This is a genomic window from Pseudarthrobacter defluvii, from assembly GCF_030323865.1.
GTDB lineage: Bacteria > Actinomycetota > Actinomycetes > Actinomycetales > Micrococcaceae > Arthrobacter > Arthrobacter sedimenti.
Window position 1 is genome coordinate 3,958,101 of the sequence record NZ_CP066362.1, and the last position, 22,134, is coordinate 3,980,234.

Sequence of the window (22,134 nt, forward strand, 5' to 3'; positions counted from 1 at the left end):
GTCCTGTTGCCTCAGGACCCAACAGTGTGCCAAACACTACCCAGGACACCAAACCACACCACGTTCCTGAACCCCGAAGAAGTCCGTACTAGCAAATGGTCCGTGCCACCAGGCACCTATTTGTTGATATTCCACCCATGAGCACCCGCCGCAGGACAATCGCCTGCGCAACGGGCTTGCTTCCTGACAACCCCCACCACCAGACATACATCCAGGGCAGTTGTTGTAGGTGCTCCTTAGAAAGGAGGTGATCCAGCCGCACCTTCCGGTACGGCTACCTTGTTACGACTTAGTCCCAATCGCCAGTCCCACCTTCGACAGCTCCCTCCCACAAGGGGTTAGGCCACCGGCTTCGGGTGTTACCAACTTTCGTGACTTGACGGGCGGTGTGTACAAGGCCCGGGAACGTATTCACCGCAGCGTTGCTGATCTGCGATTACTAGCGACTCCGACTTCATGGGGTCGAGTTGCAGACCCCAATCCGAACTGAGACCGGCTTTTTGGGATTAGCTCCACCTCACAGTATCGCAACCCTTTGTACCGGCCATTGTAGCATGCGTGAAGCCCAAGACATAAGGGGCATGATGATTTGACGTCGTCCCCACCTTCCTCCGAGTTGACCCCGGCAGTCTCCCATGAGTCCCCGGCACTACCCGCTGGCAACATGGAACGAGGGTTGCGCTCGTTGCGGGACTTAACCCAACATCTCACGACACGAGCTGACGACAACCATGCACCACCTGTAAACCAACCCCAAAGGGGAAGAACTGTTTCCAGCCCGGTCTGGTTCATGTCAAGCCTTGGTAAGGTTCTTCGCGTTGCATCGAATTAATCCGCATGCTCCGCCGCTTGTGCGGGCCCCCGTCAATTCCTTTGAGTTTTAGCCTTGCGGCCGTACTCCCCAGGCGGGGCACTTAATGCGTTAGCTACGGCGCGGAAAACGTGGAATGTCCCCCACACCTAGTGCCCAACGTTTACGGCATGGACTACCAGGGTATCTAATCCTGTTCGCTCCCCATGCTTTCGCTCCTCAGCGTCAGTTAATGCCCAGAGACCTGCCTTCGCCATCGGTGTTCCTCCTGATATCTGCGCATTTCACCGCTACACCAGGAATTCCAGTCTCCCCTACATCACTCTAGTCTGCCCGTACCCACCGCAGATCCGGAGTTGAGCCCCGGACTTTCACGGCAGACGCGACAAACCGCCTACGAGCTCTTTACGCCCAATAATTCCGGATAACGCTTGCGCCCTACGTATTACCGCGGCTGCTGGCACGTAGTTAGCCGGCGCTTCTTCTGCAGGTACCGTCACCTTACGGCTTCTTCCCTACTGAAAGAGGTTTACAACCCGAAGGCCGTCATCCCTCACGCGGCGTCGCTGCATCAGGCTTGCGCCCATTGTGCAATATTCCCCACTGCTGCCTCCCGTAGGAGTCTGGGCCGTGTCTCAGTCCCAGTGTGGCCGGTCACCCTCTCAGGCCGGCTACCCGTCGTCGCCTTGGTAGGCCATTACCCCACCAACAAGCTGATAGGCCGCGAGTCCATCCAAAACCACAAAAGCTTTCCACCAACCACCATGCGATAGTCAGTCATATCCGGTATTAGACCCAGTTTCCCAGGCTTATCCCAGAGTCAAGGGCAGGTTACTCACGTGTTACTCACCCGTTCGCCACTAATCCACCAGCAAGCTGGCATCATCGTTCGACTTGCATGTGTTAAGCACGCCGCCAGCGTTCATCCTGAGCCAGGATCAAACTCTCCGTTGAAAACAAACAGACACAACCAAAACCACCGGAAATAACGGCAATCATTGGCTGCACAAAATTTGAAACCAGCTAAAAACACCAAACCAATACCACAGGGGCGGCACGATTCGGCAAATTCAACCAATTACATACATAATCGGTATCAACAAACTTGGCACACTATTGAGTTCTCAAACAACAGACACACCCGGCACCACCCAAACCAAACATTCAGGATCGCTCCGGAGCAACTTTTCAAACTTACCCGATCCCCCACAGCTTTGCAACCCGCAATCCAGCGGACAAAACTTCAAAAGAACCGGGCCCCACCCATCACCGGCACGCCACAAAAGCGAACCATTTTCCAGGCTGTCATCAAAGGGGGTTGGCCGCTATTTTTCCGCTTCAGCGGCGGCGACTCAGAAAACAATACCCGCACACAACCCCCACCGCAAATCGGGCAGAAAGCGCCCAAGGTGCCGCCGAAAACCCCGGAATCACGGGCTTTCCGGCGGCAAACACTAAGCCTGGTACCCCAGTTGAAGTGGATTACTGCTTCTATGGAGTGGCTCACATCCGGACGGTCCCTACTCCACGCGCAGGACCACTTCGAAGTCAGCCTCCCGGGGCTTCAGCCGGTAGGGCTCCAGCACCCCCGGCCCGCAGGCTGCGGTCCCCACGCCCCTACGGGCATGATCCAGGTAAACGTAAGTGCGGCCGTCCGGCGCAAGGTCAGGCCTATGGTTTGCAGCGGCAAGAACGTCCAGACCATAGGGCCGAACGGTCAGCGAGAATGGCTCGCCGGAGATATGCAGTTGCCTTCCCCCGGCCTCCAGGACGGCGGATCGCACACCTGATCGAGCGCCGGATTCTTGGGGGCGGACATACTCAACATCCAGGCCCGCGGGGGTCGATTCGAACCATCCGGTGCGTGCGCCCTGGCCGGTGTCCGGGTAGCTCTGGTGGAGACCTTGGCCGAACCACCCCACAGAGCCGGTCTCTGCACCCAGGACTAGCTCGAGGCCGATGCGGGCCCACTCCACGTCGAAGCCCGCGTTGACCCAGTCCCCTACAGGTTTGACCTGTGTCCGAAGCGCCAGCGATCCGGCACTGCTGGTCCACAGGTAGTCCACCAGTACCCCGAACTGCTTGTCCGCCGCAGCGACCCGCGTGCTCACGCGAAGGCGCTCACCGCCGTCCTCCGTTGACTCCGCGGTGATCCCCAGCAGGCGGGCGTGCAATCGGTCAAGTCCCGCGTCCTTCCACTGGGTGGCAAGTGGGCGCGGGTCCGCGCCGCCCCATTCCCGCCCAAGGTCGTTGTCGGTCGGCGGCCACCACAGGACCAGGGCAAGCTTCTCAACCGGCAGTCCGCCGATCGAGGTAGGCATGCCCGTGGCCCGGTCGAATACAGCAGCACCGAGCCGCAGTTCCCCGTCTCCCACCTCCACCGAGTCGCTCGCCGGCACTCCCTTGCCCAGGGGAGCGAAGCGGGGCGCCTGCCCCCAGGCGATCTCGTGGCCTTCACCGGCCCAGGCGGTGTCTGCGGCCAGCACGGCACTGACGGTAAGTACTGCGTTCGCATCCTCCGACAGCCCCGCCGCAAACTCTCCAACCTCGGCTGGCAACTCCACAGCCGCCTGGGACTGAGGCGTCAGCGGCGTAACGGGCAACGTTCCCTCACGCTGTGTCACGCCGTCGGCCTCCACCATGTACTGGAAGCGGAAAGCTGAGGTGTCCGCGAAGTCCTGCCCGTTCCGGACAGTGAAGCCGGCCCAGGACGGCGGGACGTCGATGTGCAGCGGTTCAATCACCTTCTTGAAGTCCAAAAGCCCGGGCCGGGGATTGCGGTTGGCGTCCACCAACCCGTCCGTGACGAAGTTTCCGTCGTGGACCTCCTCGCCGAAGTCCCCGCCATATGCGAAATGCTCGCCGCCGCCCGGGGTGGGAACCGTGATTCCGTGCTCCAGCCACTCCCAGACGAAACCGCCCATCAGCCGGGGGTACTTTTCGAAGAGCTCCTGGTACTCACTCATGCCGCCCGGCCCGTTGCCCATGGCGTGCACGTATTCGCACAGCACGAACGGCATGGCGCGGCGGCGGGCGTCGAGTCCGGCGTCCTCGAGGGCGGGCTCGACGCCCTGCCCTATGAGTGCCGTCTCGGCCTGGCTCGCATACATCCGGGAGTAGACATCCACGTCAGGCGAGGACCAGTCGCCTTCGTAGTGGATGGGCCGCGATGGGTCCCGGTCCTTGGTCCAACGTGACATCGCCGCAAGATTCCGTCCCGTGCCCGCTTCGTTGCCCAGCGACCACATGATCACCGACGGATGGTTCTTGTCGCGCTCGACCGTCCGCTGCATCCGGTCCAGCAGCGCAGCCTCCCACTGCGGGTCATCGCTGGGGTTTTGCGCCCAGCCGGCACTGTGGAAGCCGTGGGTTTCGAGGTCGCATTCAAGGACCACGTAGAAACCCAACTGGTCCGCCAGCGCCAGGAATTCGGGGTGCGGCGGGTAGTGCGAGGTCCGAATGGCATTGATGTTGTGCTGCTTCATCAGCCGCAGTTCCGCTTCCATCACCTCCCTTGGCACCGCGCGGCCAAGCCGGGGATGGTGCTCATGGCGGTTCACGCCACGCAGCAGGATGCGGCGTCCGTTCACCTTGAACTGGGCGTCTTCGATGGTGATGCTCCGGAAGCCCAGCTGGAGCGAGACCGTCTCGCCGGGCGTGCTGACCGTTGCATCGTAAAGGCGGGGGATTTCCGCGGACCAGGGCTCCACGCCGGGAACACGCTGCTCCGTGCCCGCGAGCAGTTCAAGGCCAAGTCCAGGAACACGTACGACGGCGTCAACCGGCTGTCCGGCCCGGGTCACCTCAATGCGGAGGGTTCCTTCGCCCGTGCCCGGGTCATAGTCGGCGTGGACAAACACATCATCGATGCCGTCCGCCGGCCGGGCTTGAAGTGTCACGTCCCGGAAGATCCCCGGGAGCCACCACATGTCCTGATCCTCCACATAACTTGCGGCGGAGAACTGCGCCACACGGACCGCCAATGTGTTGGTGCCTTCGACAAGGACCCCCGAGACGTCGAACTCATGGGCCAGCCGGCTCCCCCGGGTGGTGCCCAGCTCCACGCCGTTCAGCCATACGGTTCCGGCGTTATCGATGCCGTCAAAACGCAGCAGCGCCTGCGGGAAGAACTCAGGGCCGGCGTCAAAGGTCACCACGTGATCGCCGATCGGGTTGGCGTCCGGCACGTGGGGCGGTTCCACCGGGAACGGGAACTGGACGTTGGTGTAGGCCGGCGATCCGTGGCCGTGCATGTTCCAGCTGGACGGCACGGGAAGGGTGGTGAAGCCGGCCAGGTCCCCGCCCTGCTGCCACCCGTCCTGGGGGGCTGTCCGGATTCCCGGGCTCAGGCGGAACAGCCAGTCACCGTTCAGGGAGAACCGCGCTGCGTCCGACAACAGATAGGCACGCCCAGGAAGGCTGCCCCGGCCCGGTTCGAGTGAGGCGAGTTCGGCGACGTCCACGCCACCTAGTTCGAGGCTGCGGGAAGCATTTGCTGCCGCCCGACCGGAGTGGGCGCCGGCTGTTGCGGCAGGGGTGTGCACAGACATCAGGTTTCCTTGCTGGGACGGTGATTTAGGCACTGCGTGAACGTTCACGAGTAGGCAATAAGAGCTTATCGTTTTGAGCGTCGTTTGAGTAGGGGTCAGGCCGATTGACGGAGGACCAGCTGGTGCTGAAGGGTCAGGTAGGCCTCAGGGCTGCGCTCCGGGATTGAGCCGGACAGCAGCCCATCCAGGAGTCCGACGGCGGCCCGCCCCACCGCGCGCAGGTCCAGGGACAGGGTGGTCAGCTCGGGCGTTATGAGTTCCCCCAGCGGTATTCCATCCATGCCCATGACCGCACAGTCGCCGGGAACAGCTACGCCTGCTTCCTGCAGGGCCTTCAGCACTCCGGCGGCCATGAGGTCATTGAAGGCGAGGATACCGTCCGGCCGGTCGCCGGCGGCCAGCGCCAGACCGGCAGCGGCCAGCCTGGCCGCATCCGCCGAGGGCTGGGCTTGCAGGCGGGTGAGCCGAATGCCGGCCTCAGCCGCCACAGCTGCTGCAGCCGCGCTGCGGCCGCTGGGAGGGCCGCCCTGGTCCGAGTCCAGGAAGGCGATGTTCCGGCAACCCCGGGACGCCAGGTGCGTGAGGGCGAGCCGGGCTGCGTGGTGGAAATCAAAAGCAATGCCGCCAGCGGTACCCGCGCCCGGCGAATCAAGGGCGACGACGGGACGACGGCCCATGATGTCCTGGGCTTCATCGGAATGGGGCGCAAGATATCCAATCAGCGCGTCCACTTGGGGTGCCAGCCGCGCTGCAGCGTCCACGGCACTTCCGCTGCCGTGGCCGTAGTCGTCAACCACCACATTCCAGCCGCGGGAGGTGGCCGCCTCGACCACGCTGGAGGCAAAGGCAGGGAAATAGGGGTTGGTCAGATCGGGGATCGCGAGGCCGACGGAGATCCGGGCGCCCTGCACCAGTCCCTTTGCAAAGCGGCTGGGGGTGTAGCCGAGCTCCGCGGCGAGCTTCTGGACCCGTTCCCTGGTCTCCTGGCTGATGCCTGTCATGCCGTTCATGGCACGGGTCACGGTCTGGCGGGATACGCCGGCTGCAGCCGCGACGTCCAGGATGGTGGCGCGCCTGCCCGCGGGGCCGGAGGTTCGGGGGGTCATAACCCGTAAGTCTAGGCCGTCTCCGGTATCCGTTTTGGTGGTTAAAGCAGTAGGGCCCTGACGTTCGTTGTCAGGGCCCTACTGTAATAGTTGTTCCGGCGGTGACCTACTCTCCCACACCCTCCCGGGTGCAGTACCATCGGCGCTGTGGGTCTTAGCTTCCGGGTTCGGAATGGGACCGGGCGTTTCCCCCACGCTATGACCGCCGTAACCCTTTCACCCGCTCCCCCGCGAAAACGCTCCGGGGGTGGGAAGATTAGTGGTTACAACATCCCTGCCCGTGAGGGCAGGTAGTGGTGTTATTCAATTGTTGGTTCCGCCAATAAGCCCGGTGTTTGGGGGTTGTTGGTTGGGAACCACATAGTGGACGCAAGCAGAATGTTTTTCTGTGTGGTGTAAGTTGTTGGCCTATTAGTACCGGTCAGCTTCACGAGTCGTTAGTCCTCGCTTCCACATCCGGCCTATCAACCCAGTGGTCTGGCTGGGGGCCTCTCACACATAAATGTGTATGGAAATCTCATCTTGAAGCGAGCTTCCCGCTTAGATGCTTTCAGCGGTTATCCCATCCGAACGTAGCTAATCAGCGGTGCACTTGGCAGTACAACTGACACACCAGAGGTTCGTCCGTCCCGGTCCTCTCGTACTAAGGACAGCCCTTCTCAAATTTCCTGCGCGCGCAGCGGATAGGGACCGAACTGTCTCACGACGTTCTAAACCCAGCTCGCGTACCGCTTTAATGGGCGAACAGCCCAACCCTTGGGACCTACTCCAGCCCCAGGATGCGACGAGCCGACATCGAGGTGCCAAACCATGCCGTCGATATGGACTCTTGGGCAAGATCAGCCTGTTATCCCCGAGGTACCTTTTATCCGTTGAGCGACGGCCATTCCACAATGTACCGCCGGATCACTAGTCCCGACTTTCGTCCCTGCTCGAGATGTCTCTCTCACAGTCAAGCTCCCTTGTGCACTTACACTCGACACCTGATTGCCAACCAGGCTGAGGGAACCTTTGGGCGCCTCCGTTACTTTTTAGGAGGCAACCGCCCCAGTTAAACTACCCATCAGGCACTGTCCCTGACCCGGATTACGGGCCGAAGTTAGATGTCCAAAGTGACCAGAGTGGTATTTCAACGATGACTCCACCCGAACTGGCGTCCGGGCTTCAACGTCTCCCACCTATCCTACACAAGCCACTCCGAACACCAATACCAAACTATAGTAAAGGTCTCGGGGTCTTTCCGTCCTGCTGCGCGTAACGAGCATCTTTACTCGTACTGCAATTTCGCCGAGTTTATGGTTGAGACAGCGGGGAAGTCGTTACTCCATTCGTGCAGGTCGGAACTTACCCGACAAGGAATTTCGCTACCTTAGGATGGTTATAGTTACCACCGCCGTTTACTGGGGCTTAAATTCTCAGCTTCGCCTTGCGGCTAACCGGTCCTCTTAACCTTCCAGCACCGGGCAGGAGTCAGTCCGTATACATCGTCTTGCGACTTCGCACGGACCTGTGTTTTTAGTAAACAGTCGCTTCCCCCTGGTCTCTGCGGCCCCGATCCCCTCCCACCAGCAAGTGGTGTTCAAGGTTGGGGCCCCCCTTCTCCCGAAGTTACGGGGGCATTTTGCCGAGTTCCTTAACCATAATTCTCTCGATCGCCTTGGTATTCTCTACCTGATCACCTGTGTCGGTTTGGGGTACGGGCGGCTAAAACCTCGCGTCGATGCTTTTCTCGGCAGCATAGGATCACCAAATCCCCCCATACGGGGGTCCCATCAGATCTCAGGCACATGAACGGCGGATTTGCCTACCATTCGCCCTACATCCTTAGACCGGGACAACCATCGCCCGGCTCGGCTACCTTCCTGCGTCACACCTGTTAATACGCTTGCCTCCCGGGATCAGGTCCTGCGCTCCACCAAAACCCTCACACCACAAGGGTGATCGGGCAGGTTTCGGGCAGTTAGTATCCCCCGCTCAGCATGGGCGGTTTTTCGCCGGTACGGGAATATCAACCCGTTGTCCATCGACTACGCCTGTCGGCCTCGCCTTAGGTCCCGACTTACCCAGGGCAGATTAGCTTGACCCTGGAACCCTTGATCATTCGGCGGACGGGTTTCTCACCCGTCTTTCGCTACTCATGCCTGCATTCTCACTCGTGTAGGCTCCACCACTGGTTTACACCGCAGCTTCACCGCCCACACGACGCTCCCCTACCCATCCACACTCCTGAACCACGAAGGCTAGGACAATATGTGAATGCCACAACTTCGGCGGTGTACTTGAGCCCCGCTACATTGTCGGCGCGGAATCACTTGACCAGTGAGCTATTACGCACTCTTTTAAGGGTGGCTGCTTCTAAGCCAACCTCCTGGTTGTCTGGGCAACTCCACATCCTTTCCCACTTAGCACACGCTTAGGGGCCTTAGTTGGTGGTCTGGGCTGTTTCCCTCTCGACTATGAAGCTTATCCCCCACAGTCTCACTGCTGCGCTCTCACTTACCGGCATTCGGAGTTTGGCTGACGTCAGTAACCTTGTAGGGCCCATTAGCCATCCAGTAGCTCTACCTCCAGCAAGAAACACGCAACGCTGCACCTAAATGCATTTCGGGGAGAACCAGCTATCACGAAGTTTGATTGGCCTTTCACCCCTACCCACAGCTCATCCCCTCCATTTTCAACTGAAGTGGGTTCGGTCCTCCACGACGTCTTACCGTCGCTTCAACCTGGCCATGGGTAGATCACTTCGCTTCGGGTCTAGATCACGCCACTCACACGCCCTATTCAGACTCGCTTTCGCTACGGCTGCCCCACACGGGTTAACCTCGCGACGTAACACTAACTCGCAGGCTCATTCTTCAAAAGGCACGCCGTCACAACTACAAGGCTGCTCCGACGGATTGTAAGCACACGGTTTCAGGTACTGTTTCACTCCCCTCCCGGGGTACTTTTCACCTTTCCCTCACGGTACTGGTCCGCTATCGGTCATTAGGGAGTATTTAGGCTTATCAGGTGGTCCTGACAGATTCGCACGGGATTTCTCGGGCCCCGTACTACTTGGGATACTCTCACAGGCGGTACAAACACATTACGGTTACGGGACTAACACCCTCTCTGGCCGGCCTTTCAAAACCGTTCACCTATGCGCGCACATCACACCCCACCAGCCCGGCAGAACTGGTATGGAAAGTCCCACAACCCCGACCATGCAACGCCCGCCGGCTATCACACATGGAACGGTTTAGCCTGATCCGCGTTCGCTCGCCACTACTAACGGAATCACTATTGTTTTCTCTTCCTGCGGGTACTGAGATGTTTCACTTCCCCGCGTTCCCCCCACGCACCCTATGTGTTCAGGTACGGGTCACCAAGTCACTCGCGCGCTTGGCGGGGTTTCCCCATTCGGACACCCTGGGATCACAGTCCGGTTATCGACTCCCCCAGGCTTATCGCAGATTCCTACGTCCTTCTTCGGCTCCTAATGCCAAGGCATCCACCGTGTGCTCTTAAAAACTTGACCACAAAGATCAAAAACAAGCTCACTCGAGAGAACCACAGAAACTGTCCCGCGCACCCAAAAGCACACGAACCAGATCCAGGTTCTAATATCTTGGAAATTGCTTCTTATACAAGATGCTCGCGTCCACTATGTAGTTCTCAAACAACAACCCCACACCACACACCCCACACACAAACACGTGCGCGGAACGTCATGGCAGGGAAACCAGAAACAAACACTCCCGAAGGCCTAAACCCCCGGTCCTGTTGCCTCAGGACCCAACAGTGTGCCAAACACTACCCAGGACACCAAACCACACCACGTTCCTGAACCCCGAAGAAGTCCGTACTAGCAAATGGTCCGTGCCACCAGGCACCTATTTGTTGATATTCCACCCATGAGCACCCGCCGCAGGACAATCGCCTGCGCAACGGGCTTGCTTCCTGACAACCCCCACCACCAGACATACATCCAGGGCAGTTGTTGTAGGTGCTCCTTAGAAAGGAGGTGATCCAGCCGCACCTTCCGGTACGGCTACCTTGTTACGACTTAGTCCCAATCGCCAGTCCCACCTTCGACAGCTCCCTCCCACAAGGGGTTAGGCCACCGGCTTCGGGTGTTACCAACTTTCGTGACTTGACGGGCGGTGTGTACAAGGCCCGGGAACGTATTCACCGCAGCGTTGCTGATCTGCGATTACTAGCGACTCCGACTTCATGGGGTCGAGTTGCAGACCCCAATCCGAACTGAGACCGGCTTTTTGGGATTAGCTCCACCTCACAGTATCGCAACCCTTTGTACCGGCCATTGTAGCATGCGTGAAGCCCAAGACATAAGGGGCATGATGATTTGACGTCGTCCCCACCTTCCTCCGAGTTGACCCCGGCAGTCTCCCATGAGTCCCCGGCACTACCCGCTGGCAACATGGAACGAGGGTTGCGCTCGTTGCGGGACTTAACCCAACATCTCACGACACGAGCTGACGACAACCATGCACCACCTGTAAACCAACCCCAAAGGGGAAGAACTGTTTCCAGCCCGGTCTGGTTCATGTCAAGCCTTGGTAAGGTTCTTCGCGTTGCATCGAATTAATCCGCATGCTCCGCCGCTTGTGCGGGCCCCCGTCAATTCCTTTGAGTTTTAGCCTTGCGGCCGTACTCCCCAGGCGGGGCACTTAATGCGTTAGCTACGGCGCGGAAAACGTGGAATGTCCCCCACACCTAGTGCCCAACGTTTACGGCATGGACTACCAGGGTATCTAATCCTGTTCGCTCCCCATGCTTTCGCTCCTCAGCGTCAGTTAATGCCCAGAGACCTGCCTTCGCCATCGGTGTTCCTCCTGATATCTGCGCATTTCACCGCTACACCAGGAATTCCAGTCTCCCCTACATCACTCTAGTCTGCCCGTACCCACCGCAGATCCGGAGTTGAGCCCCGGACTTTCACGGCAGACGCGACAAACCGCCTACGAGCTCTTTACGCCCAATAATTCCGGATAACGCTTGCGCCCTACGTATTACCGCGGCTGCTGGCACGTAGTTAGCCGGCGCTTCTTCTGCAGGTACCGTCACCTTACGGCTTCTTCCCTACTGAAAGAGGTTTACAACCCGAAGGCCGTCATCCCTCACGCGGCGTCGCTGCATCAGGCTTGCGCCCATTGTGCAATATTCCCCACTGCTGCCTCCCGTAGGAGTCTGGGCCGTGTCTCAGTCCCAGTGTGGCCGGTCACCCTCTCAGGCCGGCTACCCGTCGTCGCCTTGGTAGGCCATTACCCCACCAACAAGCTGATAGGCCGCGAGTCCATCCAAAACCACAAAAGCTTTCCACCAACCACCATGCGATAGTCAGTCATATCCGGTATTAGACCCAGTTTCCCAGGCTTATCCCAGAGTCAAGGGCAGGTTACTCACGTGTTACTCACCCGTTCGCCACTAATCCACCAGCAAGCTGGCATCATCGTTCGACTTGCATGTGTTAAGCACGCCGCCAGCGTTCATCCTGAGCCAGGATCAAACTCTCCGTTGAAAACAAACAGACACAACCAAAACCACCGGAAATAACGACAATCATTGGCTGCACAAAATTTGAAACCAGCTAAAAACACCAAACCAATACCACAGGGGCGGCACGATTCGGCAAATTCAACCAATTACATACATAATCGGTATCAACAAACTTGGCACACTATTGAGTTCTCAAACAACAGACACACCCGGCACCACCCAAACCAAACATTCAGGATCGCTCCGGAGCAACTTTTCAAACTTACCCGATCCCCCACCCCGAAGCAAATTCATCTTTCAGAATTCTTTTCGGTGGAAGATCGTTCCCAACCCGTTTCCAGCGCCCTAAAGAGCAACCAGATTTTGGCTTTGATTTTGGGAGTTTTTGGCCGCCCGGTGATCAGTTCTTCACTGTCTCCCCCGCGGCGACTTAGAAAACAATACACGCACTGGAGCCCCACCGCAAACCGTCGGGCGGGGGCGATGAAATCCCCGCGATTGCGCGGCAGGACGGGCCATTCAGGCACCCATCCCGGCTGCCGCCGTCGTAATTCCCCTGTGTGGGCTGCCGCACACGGCCGCCAGGCACCCGGGCGCTAAGGAGTTAAACGCCGAAGGGCCGGCAACCCAAAGGTTGCCGACCCTTCTCAAGCAGCTGGAATCAGCGGTGCTGGATTACCAGGAAGACTTGGTGATGCCCGGGAGTTCGCCCTTGTGTGCCATGTCGCGGAAACGGACACGGGAGATGCCGAACTTCTGGAAGGTGCCACGGGGACGGCCGTCGATGATGTCGCGGTTACGCAGACGGATCGGGGACGCGTTGCGGGGCAGCTTCTGCAGGCCCAGGCGGGCTGCTTCGCGTGCTTCGTCGGTTGCGTTTTCGTCAACCAGGGTCTTCTTCAGCTCGAGGCGCTTTGCAGCGTAACGCTCAACGATGACCTTGCGCTGCTCGTTGCGAGCAATCTTGGACTTCTTAGCCATGTTTAGCGCTCCTCTCGGAATTCGACGTGCTGGCGGATCTTGGGGTCGTACTTCTTCAGGACCATGCGGTCCGGGTCGTTACGACGGTTCTTGCGGGTTACGTAGGTGTAACCCGTGCCCGCGGTCGACTTGAGCTTGATGATCGGACGTACGTCCTTGTCCTTAGCCACTAGAGCTTCACCCCACGAGCCAGAATGTCGGCGACGACTGCGTCGATGCCGCGCACGTCGATGGTCTTGATGCCACGTGCAGAGACCTGCAGCGTGACGTTACGGCGCAGGGACGGAACCCAGTAGCGCTTCTTCTGGATGTTCGGATCGAACCGACGCTTGTTGCGGCGGTGCGAGTGCGAAATGCTGTGCCCAAAGCCCGGCTCGGCCCCGGTCACTTGGCAGTGTGCTGCCATGACTTCTCCTCAAGAATTGAAAGTAATGATCCGCATATCGGCTGCTGGACCATGCTGCTAAGGGCGACCCACAGAATGTACGGGCAACGGTTAGTTACGCAACTTGAGCCCCTAACTACCGGCCACCCTGGAGAAAATTACCGGGCAACCGGAGCAATTGCGCACGCTCCGCGCACTTAGCGCCTACCAAGTCTACGAGTTGACGCAATTAAAGACCAATCGGGTGTATAAGGGCGGCCACCGCCAGCCAAGGTCACAGCTTGGGGTTGCCCCTTTTCACAGCAGCGGCATAGCTTCGCCAAGCATGTTTAATGCATGAACACGCACCTCCTGCCGGCATCACCGGCCGCAAGCAGCTCCGGCCGCCCGGAGCTTTCAACTACGAAGAGACCGCCCCGCGGCTGGTTTGCCCGACAGTACCGGCAGCGCATGCTGCGTACGGACCTCCTGACCGTCATCGCCTGGTCGTCCGTCGCTGCCGCCATTGCCCTGTGGCTTGCCGACGGCGGGGCCACCAACATCACGTCACCCGCCTCGCTTTTCACGGCGGCGGGGATCGTGGCCGGCTTGGCGGGCATGGACCTGGTCCTGCTCATGCTGCTCCTGGCCGCAAGGATCCCCTTCATTGACCGCACCATCGGCCACGACCGTGCGCTGGAGTTCCACGGCAAACTCGGGAAACCCTCCCTGTACCTGCTGCTGGCGCATGGGGTCTTGCTGGCCATCGGGTACGGCATGGCCGAAGGATTGGATCCGGTCAGCGAGTCCATCAACCTTTGGGTCCAGGTCCCCGACATGTGGCTGGCCTTCGTCTCCATGGCGCTGTTCATCGCCGTCGTCGTGACATCCCTGGTGGCCGTGCGCCGCCGCTTCCCGTACGAGTTCTGGTACGTGGTCCACCTGTTGACCTACGCGGCCGTGGCCACATCAATCCCCCACCAGTTCAGCGTGGGCGGCCTCTTTGCGGCCGGCACCTGGCAGCGCTGGTACTGGCTATCCATCTGCATCTACACCGGTTCGGCCCTGGTGTACTTCCGCATCCTGGAGCCGGTGCTCGCAACGGCACGGCATCAGCTCACCGTGGCACGGGTGGAAAGGGTGGCGCCGGGCGTGGTGAACATCGTCATGCGGGGCCGGAAACTGAACCAGCTCGCGGGAACAGGCGGGCGCTTCTTCATCTGGCGCTTCCTCGCCCCGGGCATGTGGTGGCATCCGCACCCGTTCAGCCTGTCCGCGGAACCCGTCTTCAGTGGGTCCGACGGCCAGGGGACGCTGCGGGTCACGGTCCGCGGCCTTGGCAACGGCTCCGCCCAGCTTCTGCGGTTGCGGAAAGGAACCAAGGTGGCGCTGGAAGGCCCGTACGGCCTGCTCAGCACGGCAGCCCGGACCAAGAACAAGATGGTGATGATCGGCGCAGGCATCGGCATCACGCCGCTGCGGGCGCTGCTGGAGACCACGCCTTTTGCGCCAGGCGAGGCCACGGTCCTGCTCCGCGGCCACACGGAGCAGGAGCTGTATCTCGGCAGCGAGATCCTCGACCTCTGCCAGGCCCGGGGTGGCCGGCTCTTCCACCTCATCGGCCCACGGTCCCGCACCCAATCAACATGGCTTCCCGAGGACGCCGTGCGGAACGGTTACAGCCTCACCTCCTATGTGCCGGACATCGCGGATGCGGACGTCTACGTCTGCGGCCCGGCGGTGTGGGCGGCCAACGTCATAGCGGATGCCGGCAAGGCGGGCGTCCCCGAGGAACAGATCCATCACGAAAGGTTTGACTGGTGAAAATACGCGGAACAGTCGCAGCAGCCCTGGCCTCAGCCGGGATCCTCCTGGCCGGTTGGCAGACGGGAACGCAGGCAGGCGGCATCAGCACCGTCGCATCAAGTACGACGGCGGCAGGCACCACTGGTTCGACAGGCACCGGATCGTCCGGCACGGGTTCGTCCGGGACGGGGCCTACGGGGTCCACCGGCTCTTCGGGCTCCACCGGCTCGGCGGGGTCCTCCAGCTCCTCCGGGTCCTCAGGCTCGACCAGCTCCTCCGGTTCTTCGAACTCCTCAGCCTCCGGCACCTACAAGGGCAACACCGTGCAGACCCGGTTCGGCCCCGTTCAGGTCCAGATCACGGTGGCCAGCGGGAAGATCACCGATGTCACGGCCCTCCAGCTCACCAATACCGACGGCAAGTCCATCCAGATCAGCAACCGCGCGGCTCCCCTGCTTCGCAGCAAGGTCCTCGCGGCACAGTCGGCAAATATCCAAACCGTCAGCGGCGCCACCATCACCAGCGACGCGTACCTGATCTCACTCCAGGCAGCCATCGATGCAGCAAACCTCTGACGCCAACGCGGCGACCAGCACACTGAAGGCGCGCACTTTTCAGTGCATGGGAACGGTCATCGGGCTCACCATGCCCGTGGACTCCCCCACGGAGGGGCAGCCGGGGTTCGATGAGCTCGGTGCCGCCACCGCCGTCGTCGAACGCCTTTTTCGGGACCTGGACGAAACGTTCAGCCTCTACCGCCCCGATTCGGAGGCCAGCAATCTTGCCAGGGGTGACGTGAAGCTTTCGCAGGCCTCGGCGCAAATGCGTGAGCGGTATGCCGAGGCCCACGAATGGCGGCTCCGGACAGAAGGCGCCTTCACCCCCGAGAGGCCCGACGGCGTGCTGGACCTTTCCGGGATCATCAAGGGGCACGCCATCCGCGAGGCGGGAACGTCGCTGCTGGCCCTGGGCCGGCGCGACTGGTGCCTCAACGCCGGCGGCGACGTCCTGGTCAGCGGCTCGCCGCGCCCCGGAAGCGCGGAACCGTGGAAGGCCGGCGTCGTGGATCCTGCCGACCGCCGCACCTTGATTACGGGCTACGCACTGGGCGGCACCAACCGCCATGCAGCCATCGCAACCTCCGGCTCCGCCGAACGCGGCGAGCACATCTGGCGGGTGGGGAACGACGGCGAATTCATCCAGGTCAGCGTGGCAGCAGCGGACATAGTTACCGCTGATGTCCTGGCGACCGCGATCGTCGCCGGCGGGACGCGCATGCTGAACCGCGCCGCGGACCACTGGGATGTTGCCGTGCTGGCCATCCGCGCCGACGGTTCCATGCTGGCAACGCCGGGCTTCCAGTCCTCCTGAAACGCACGGGACGGCCGGCGGGACTTCCCGCTACAGCCGGGTGAACTGCGGGTACTTGGGCTGGAGGTTGTCTCCGGATGACTTGCCCGTAACGCGGCGGACCACCCATGGCGCGGCGTACTCGCGGAACCACTGGGCGTTGGCGCGGATGGCTTCGGCACGGCTCAGTTCCGGAACGGGCGTGATGGGCGGAACATCGATGGAGTGGTCGTATTTGAGGACCTCAAGAACGCGCTTGGCCATGTTGCCGTGGCCGGCGGCGGACATGTGCATCCGGTCGTGGGCCCACATGCCCCAGTCGTAGTACTCACTGAAGCGCCAGTAATCCACCAGCAGGGCACCGTGGTCCCCGGCGATTCCGCGGACCAGCTCGTTGTAGATGGCGGTTCGGCCGCGCATGGTGCCAAAAACCTTTGAACCCCGGGCATCGAAACCGGTGAACATCACCACGGTGGCGCCGGTTGCGGTGAGCTTGCCGACGGCGTCGTTGTATTCCGCCAGGAGGTCGTCGATGTCCACCTTGGGACGCAGGATGTCGTTGGCGCCGGCGTAGATGGTCACCAGGGTTGGATTGAGTTCGACGGCGGCGTCCACCTGCTCAGCCAGGATCTGGCGGAGTTTCCTGCCGCGGATAGCCACGTTGGCGTAGCCGAAGTTTGGATCGGCGGCGCACAGCTGCTCAGCCACGCGGTCCGCCCAGCCGCGGACACCGTTGGGGCGGGTGGGGTCGTCGTCGCCAACGCCCTCCGTGAAGGAGTCGCCCAGGGCCACGTAGCGGGAAGTGAAATCCATGCGGTTAGTTTGCCACCCGTTGCCGGAAGCAACCAATCGGCTGTTCCCGTCCCCGGTCAGGCCTGCTTTTCGCGCAGGATCCAGTGGTCGGTGTCCAGCCGTCCCACCACGTTTTCGCCGATCCGGGCCAGGTCCAGCACGTCCTGCTCGCTCAGGGCGTCGAGGAACAGGTCGCGGACATCCTCCACATGGGCCGGGGCCAGCTGCACGATGGTGGCCATGCCTTCCTCGGTGAGGTGCGCGGTGGTCACCCTGGCATCGGAGGGGTGGGGGCGGCGTTCCACCCAGCCGCGCTTCTGCAGCTTGGTGACCACGTGCGAAAGGCGCGACAGGGACGCACTGCTGCGGGCTGCGAGCTCGCTCATGGGCAGGAACCGGTCCTCCGCTTCGGAAAGCATGGCCAATACCGTGTAGTCGAAGAGGGACAGCTTCCCTGCAGCGTGCAGCCTGGTGTCCAGGGCCGCCGGCAGCAGGGTATTGATGCTCACCAGTGCCAGCCAGGCCCGGCGTTCGTCAGCGGTAAGCCAGCGGGGTTCGGTCATGGACCCCATTCTACGATTGATCTTTCAACCAGCTGCCCGGGCCCCGGTAGGCTTGCCGCATGTATGTTGTCTCCCTCACCTACCGCGTGCCCCAGGAGATCGTCGACTTCCACAACGACGCCCACATCGCCTGGCTGCAGAAGGCGTTCGACGACGGCGTGTTCATTGCTGCCGGCCGCAAAATTCCGCGCACCGGGGGCTTGCTGCTGTCGCAGGCTGAACGGGAAACTCTCGAGGCCAGCCTGGCGCAGGACCCGTTCTACACCAATGGTGTTGCCGACTTCGAGGTAGTGGAGTTTCATGCGGGCCGGGTGGCCCCGGGGTACGAAAACCTGTTGGACACCCCACCCGCGCCCACTGCCTAGGGCGCGCTCCCGCCGTCGTACTTTTCCGCGGCCAGCTTCTTCAGCCCGCCTTTCCGCGGCACCTTCACGGGCTCGGGCCACCGGGGAGTGAGCGCGTCCCCCAGCGTCACGCCGCGGAGCTTTCGGCCAAAGAGCGGCAGGACCCAGTCGTGGACCCAGCGCCGCTGGCGCCTTTCCCATTCGCGCAGTCCCAGCCTGGGCTGCGGTTCCCAGTCCTTCGGCTTGATCTTGTGCGGCACGCCCAACTGGTCCAGCACCTGCCCGGCCAGGTATTTGTGGCCGGCCTTGGACATGTGGAGCCGGTCGGAGTCCCACATCCGCCGGTCGTGGAAGGCGTCCAGGCACCAGTAGTCCACCAGCACGGCACCGTGTTTCTCCGCGATCTCCCGCACCCGCTGGTTGTAGTAGGTGTTGCGCTTCTTCAGCGGTTCCAGCAGCGCGGAGACCTTGACGTCGAATCCGGTGAAGAGGACAAGGACGGCCCCCGTGCCCGCGAGTTTCGCAACAAGTTGTTCGTAGTCCGCCATGAGCGCTGCCATGTCCGTTTTCAGGTCCAGGATGTCGTTGCCGCCGGCGTACAGCGTGACCAATGTTGGCCGCATCCGCAGCGCGGGTTCCAGCTGCTCGTCGATGATGTGCCGCAGCCGCTTGCTCCGAATGGCGAGGTTGGCGTACTTCCATCCGGGCTGCGCCTTGGCCAGTTTCTCCGCCACCCGGTCAGCCCACCCGCGCACCCCGTTGGGCAGCCGTTCATCCCGGTCCCCCACCCCCTCGGTAAAGGAGTCGCCAAGGGCAACAAACACCCGCCGCCCGGAGTCAGGAAGCAGGGGAACAGAGGGCACAGGCAAGAAAGTAGCAAAACAAACCAACGCAAGTACGACGTCGGGATGAACAGTAAGTGAGCGGGCGTTGCGAAAAAACCTGCAAAACCTGATGGGGCGTCGCAGGGAAAAGTGCGAAAGGTTAGCGGGCGTCCGGGGCGGGAGGCATTCACCCTTCGGCTTTGCCCTGCCGCCAGTACCCCATGAACGCCACCTGTTTCCGGTCGATACCCACGTCCCGGACCAGGTACCGCCGCAGGTCCTTGATGACGGCTGCTTCGCCGGCGAGCCACGCGTAGAAGGGCAGGGCACCGGATGGCAGGTGGGGGTTTCTGGTGGCGCTGATGTCCGCCGTGTCCAAGCGCGCGGGTGTCTCCCACAGGATGTCTTCATCCACATTGACGTCTTCTGGCTCCGGCCCGGCTCCGCCGTCGTCCGTTGTGATGCCCACCCAGCCCGGTACGGGGATTGCTTTGCGGACGGCTTCCTGCAGCAGTTGGCCGTGCGCCCGGGAACGGCCGGGGGCGGCGCCGCGGGCCAGCCAGGTAATTTCAATGTCGGCCGGGGAGCTGAGGTCCAGGAAGTCTCCGGCCTGGGGAACCTCCAGAAAGGCGTGCCCGCTCATGTAGGGCGGAAGGGCCTCGAGGATCGCGGAGATGGCCGGAACCGCGGTTTCGTCGCCGGCGAGCAGGATGCGCTGCGCCAGGCCTGGGCGCCACTCGATGCCCGAGTAGGTCCCGGCGGTGACACAGTGTGCGGCCCGGTTGTTCGGACCGATGATCGTGATGGCGTCGCCGGGCTTGGCGTTCAGCGCCCAGTTCGCCGCCGGCCCGCCGTTTCCGTGCGTGTCAAAGTGCCTGACGAAGTCGACATCGAGTTCCGGGTACACCGCATCCAGCCGCGCGTCGCGCACCGTATACGTGCGCATCGAGCCGCGCACCTCCGGGTCCATGGCCAGCCAGTCCCGGTACCAGCCGGCCTGGGTGGTTTGGACGGCGGGAAGCGGAAGCGGTGAGCCATCCGCTGCCGACGACGGGATCAGGAGCTTGATCCGGAGATCGAGCGTGTCGCCGTGCACGCCGAAATCGCGCAAGGAGTAACCGCCGAATGTGATCCTGCGGAACGAGGGACTGAGCTGGCGGACTGCTGACACCGTGACCTCGAAGGCCAGGCTCATGGGCTGGGCGCTCACCTGCCGGGCGGCGTTTTCAGTGGTCTTCATGACACGGGCTCCAGTTCGTTGGCGGTGGCGTGATGGCGTCCGATGGGGATGATGAGAGGCGTGCCGGAGACGGGGTCCGGCATCACCCGGCTTTCAAGGCCGAAGACCTCGCGGACCAGCTCCTCGGTGACCACATCTTCCGGGGCACCCATCGCCGCCACCGCGCCGTCCTTCATGGCGATGACGTTGTCCGCATAGCGGGCAGCGAGGTTGAGGTCGTGCAGGACGATGGCCACGGTTGTGCCGCGAGTGCGGTTCAGGTCCGTCACCAGGTCCAGGACCTCCACCTGGTGCGCCAGGTCCAGGAAAGTAGTGGGTTCGTCGAGCAGCAGGACCTCTGTCTCCTGCGCAAGTGCCATGGCAATCCACACCCGCTGCCGCTGGCCGCCGGATAGCTCGTCCACGTCCCGCCCGGCGAGCTCCAGCGTTCCGGTGGCTTCCAGCGCACGCTGCACCGCGGCGTCGTCCTTTCCGGTCCAGCTTCGGAAGAAGCCCTGGTGCGGGTAGCGGCCCCGGCCTACCAGGTCACGGACAGTGATGCCGTCCGGCGCAGTGGGATGCTGGGGCAGCAGGCCCAAGCTGCGGGCCAGTTCTCGCGCCGGGCGGGTGCGGATGTCCCTGCCGTCGAGGGCCACGGCGCCGGCGGCGGGTTTGAGGAGCCGGGTCAGGCCGCGGAGCAGGGTGGACTTTCCGCAGGCGTTGGCACCCACGATCATGGTCACCTTGCCTTCCGGGATACGGACGCTGAGCCCGTCCACCACGGAGCGCTGGTGGTATTTGAGCGTCAGGTTGCGGGCATCCAGAACTGCCACGTCAGGCTTCCTTTCGGTTGGCCGTGACCAGCAGCCACAGCAGGAACGGGGCACCGAGCGCGCCGGTGATGACGCCGACGGGCAGGACCGTGCCGTCGAGCAGAAGGGGTGCCAGGTTCGCGGCGACGTAGTCCGCAGCGAGGACGATCAGGGCACCAACAAAAGCCGACGCCGGAAGGCTGGCTGTGCCGGTAAGGCGGCGGGCGATTGGACCGGCCAGGAAGGCGACGAACGAGACCGGGCCGGCGGCCGCCGTCGCCACTGCTGCCAGCGATACCGCGGTGACCACCAGCGCCAGCCGCGCCCTGTTCACCCGGACTCCGAGGCCGGCGGCAGCGTCATCCCCGAGTTCCAGGATGCGCAGCGGCGCGGCGACCACCCCGGCGGCGGGTACGAGCGCCGCGAGCGCCAGGAGCAGCACGCCGGCCCGGTCCCAGGTGGCGGAGTTCAGGGAGCCGTTGAGCCAGACAAGCGTGTCCGCGGCGGTGCGGATATCGGCCCGTGACATCAGGAAGCTGACCACGGCCTGAAGTGCGGCCGCGATGCCCACGCCGGCCAGGACCAGCCTGTTTCCCGCGGCGTTCCCGCGTCTGGTTCCTCGGAGCTTTCCACCGCTGGAGATTGCGTAGATGAGCGCAGCCACGGCCAGGGCACCCGCCAGCGCCGCCCCGGACACTGCGGCACCGGAGGCGCCGAAGACGACGATGGCAACAACGGCGGCGGCGCTGGCCCCCGAGCTGATGCCGATCACGTCGGGGCTGGCCAGCGGATTCCGCAGCATGGTCTGGAACAGAGCGCCGGCCAGGCCAAAGGCGATTCCGATCAGGGTGCCGATGACGGCCCGCGGAAGCTTGTTCTCCATCACGATGAAGCTGGCGCCCGGAATCTTCACGCCGCCGGTGAGGTGGTTGAAGACGATGGTGAAGAAGTCCGGAATGGTCACCGTGTAGCTGCCCAGCAGGACGGATGCGAAGAACAGGATCACGACGGCGGCAGCCAGCACCGCGGTCCGATGCGGTCGCCCCCGTCCCCCGCGTTGCTCCATCACTTTTGGTCCCTTAGGGCCGGTTTTGGCAGCCATATCTGATAGGG

General features: G+C 62.2%; 15 protein-coding genes and 4 rRNA genes. 4 read left to right on the top strand and 15 right to left on the bottom strand.

The genetic code is table 11. The annotated features are described in order from the left end of the window. Positions 1 to 240: 240 nt before the first annotated feature. The 9 genes from JCQ34_RS18380 to rpmB all read right to left on the bottom strand — a co-directional run bounded on the left by JCQ34_RS18380 (position 241) and on the right by rpmB (position 13,353). Positions 241 to 1,765, bottom strand: a 16S ribosomal RNA gene (locus JCQ34_RS18380). Positions 1,766 to 2,331: 566 nt separating this feature from the next. Beyond that, on the bottom strand, positions 2,332 to 5,361 hold the full coding sequence (locus JCQ34_RS18385; protein WP_286400229.1) for a glycoside hydrolase family 2 TIM barrel-domain containing protein: 3,030 nt from the start codon (positions 5,359 to 5,361) through the stop codon (positions 2,332 to 2,334). A gap of 95 nt (positions 5,362 to 5,456) precedes the next feature. Further along, a complete protein-coding gene (locus JCQ34_RS18390; protein ID WP_286400231.1) occupies positions 5,457 to 6,467 on the bottom strand; it encodes a LacI family DNA-binding transcriptional regulator in 1,011 nt (336 codons plus the stop codon). Between the two features lie 93 nt (positions 6,468 to 6,560). Continuing rightward, positions 6,561 to 6,677, bottom strand: a 5S ribosomal RNA gene (rrf, locus tag JCQ34_RS18395). A gap of 180 nt (positions 6,678 to 6,857) precedes the next feature. Further along, a 23S ribosomal RNA gene (locus JCQ34_RS18400) occupies positions 6,858 to 9,984 on the bottom strand. 479 nt (positions 9,985 to 10,463) lie between these two features. Then, positions 10,464 to 11,988: ribosomal RNA gene (locus tag JCQ34_RS18405) — 16S ribosomal RNA — on the bottom strand. The 16S, 23S and 5S rRNA genes sit together here, the layout of an rRNA operon. A 653-nt stretch (positions 11,989 to 12,641) precedes the next feature. Continuing rightward, positions 12,642 to 12,947 (bottom strand): 30S ribosomal protein S14, encoded by a 306-nt coding sequence (gene rpsN / locus JCQ34_RS18410; RefSeq protein ID WP_009358853.1) that lies wholly within the window; start codon positions 12,945 to 12,947, stop codon positions 12,642 to 12,644. A gap of 2 nt (positions 12,948 to 12,949) precedes the next feature. Next, positions 12,950 to 13,117 carry a 50S ribosomal protein L33 gene (rpmG, locus tag JCQ34_RS18415; protein ID WP_013602737.1) on the bottom strand — a complete coding sequence of 56 codons (168 nt, stop codon included), beginning with the start codon at positions 13,115 to 13,117 and terminating at the stop codon, positions 12,950 to 12,952. Then, a complete protein-coding gene (gene rpmB, locus JCQ34_RS18420) occupies positions 13,117 to 13,353 on the bottom strand; it encodes a 50S ribosomal protein L28 (protein WP_018763944.1) in 237 nt (78 codons plus the stop codon). The genes rpmG and rpmB overlap by 1 nt, the downstream gene beginning before the upstream one ends. Positions 13,354 to 13,668: 315 nt before the next feature. Between rpmB and JCQ34_RS18425 the strand changes: the two genes are divergently transcribed. Genes JCQ34_RS18425 through JCQ34_RS18435 form a run of 3 tightly spaced genes read left to right on the top strand, consistent with a single transcriptional unit; the run spans position 13,669 to position 16,488 of the window. Next, a complete protein-coding gene (locus JCQ34_RS18425) occupies positions 13,669 to 15,135 on the top strand; it encodes a ferredoxin reductase family protein (protein ID WP_286400236.1) in 1,467 nt (488 codons plus the stop codon). Then, positions 15,132 to 15,692, top strand: a complete 561-nt coding sequence (locus JCQ34_RS18430; RefSeq protein WP_286400239.1) for an FMN-binding protein — start codon at positions 15,132 to 15,134, stop codon at positions 15,690 to 15,692. The genes JCQ34_RS18425 and JCQ34_RS18430 overlap by 4 nt, the downstream gene beginning before the upstream one ends. Then, complete coding sequence (locus tag JCQ34_RS18435) at positions 15,676 to 16,488, top strand: FAD:protein FMN transferase (protein ID WP_434738918.1); 813 nt, start codon at positions 15,676 to 15,678, stop codon at positions 16,486 to 16,488. The genes JCQ34_RS18430 and JCQ34_RS18435 overlap by 17 nt, the downstream gene beginning before the upstream one ends. A gap of 30 nt (positions 16,489 to 16,518) precedes the next feature. Here JCQ34_RS18435 and JCQ34_RS18440 read toward each other — a convergent pair whose 3' ends face one another. Both JCQ34_RS18440 and JCQ34_RS18445 read right to left on the bottom strand, forming a co-directional pair. Then, a complete protein-coding gene (locus tag JCQ34_RS18440; protein ID WP_286400241.1) occupies positions 16,519 to 17,280 on the bottom strand; it encodes an SGNH/GDSL hydrolase family protein in 762 nt (253 codons plus the stop codon). Positions 17,281 to 17,336: 56 nt separating this feature from the next. Beyond that, positions 17,337 to 17,822, bottom strand: coding sequence for a MarR family winged helix-turn-helix transcriptional regulator (locus tag JCQ34_RS18445; RefSeq protein ID WP_286400244.1), 486 nt, complete (start codon positions 17,820 to 17,822; stop codon positions 17,337 to 17,339). A 59-nt stretch (positions 17,823 to 17,881) separates the two neighbouring features. Between JCQ34_RS18445 and JCQ34_RS18450 the strand changes: the two genes are divergently transcribed. Then, the gene (locus tag JCQ34_RS18450) at positions 17,882 to 18,187 is read left to right on the top strand and encodes a YciI family protein (RefSeq protein ID WP_286400247.1); all 306 of its coding nucleotides are present in this window, start codon (positions 17,882 to 17,884) and stop codon (positions 18,185 to 18,187) included. On the opposite strand, the gene JCQ34_RS18455 is transcribed toward JCQ34_RS18450, so the two are convergent. From JCQ34_RS18455 to JCQ34_RS18470, 4 genes are all read right to left on the bottom strand, one after another. Further along, on the bottom strand, positions 18,184 to 19,029 hold the full coding sequence (locus tag JCQ34_RS18455; RefSeq protein ID WP_286400248.1) for an SGNH/GDSL hydrolase family protein: 846 nt from the start codon (positions 19,027 to 19,029) through the stop codon (positions 18,184 to 18,186). The two genes, JCQ34_RS18450 and JCQ34_RS18455, sit on opposite strands and share 4 nt — an antisense overlap. A 148-nt stretch (positions 19,030 to 19,177) precedes the next feature. Then, positions 19,178 to 20,230: a siderophore-interacting protein gene (locus tag JCQ34_RS18460; RefSeq protein ID WP_286400250.1), complete on the bottom strand. Its 1,053-nt coding sequence runs from the start codon at positions 20,228 to 20,230 to the stop codon at positions 19,178 to 19,180. Then, the gene (locus JCQ34_RS18465; protein ID WP_286400253.1) at positions 20,227 to 21,042 is read right to left on the bottom strand and encodes an ABC transporter ATP-binding protein; all 816 of its coding nucleotides are present in this window, start codon (positions 21,040 to 21,042) and stop codon (positions 20,227 to 20,229) included. Before JCQ34_RS18465 ends, JCQ34_RS18460 begins: the two co-directional genes overlap by 4 nt. A gap of 1 nt (position 21,043) precedes the next feature. After that, positions 21,044 to 22,087 (bottom strand): FecCD family ABC transporter permease, encoded by a 1,044-nt coding sequence (locus JCQ34_RS18470; protein WP_286404660.1) that lies wholly within the window; start codon positions 22,085 to 22,087, stop codon positions 21,044 to 21,046. Between the last annotated feature and the right edge of the window lie 47 nt (positions 22,088 to 22,134).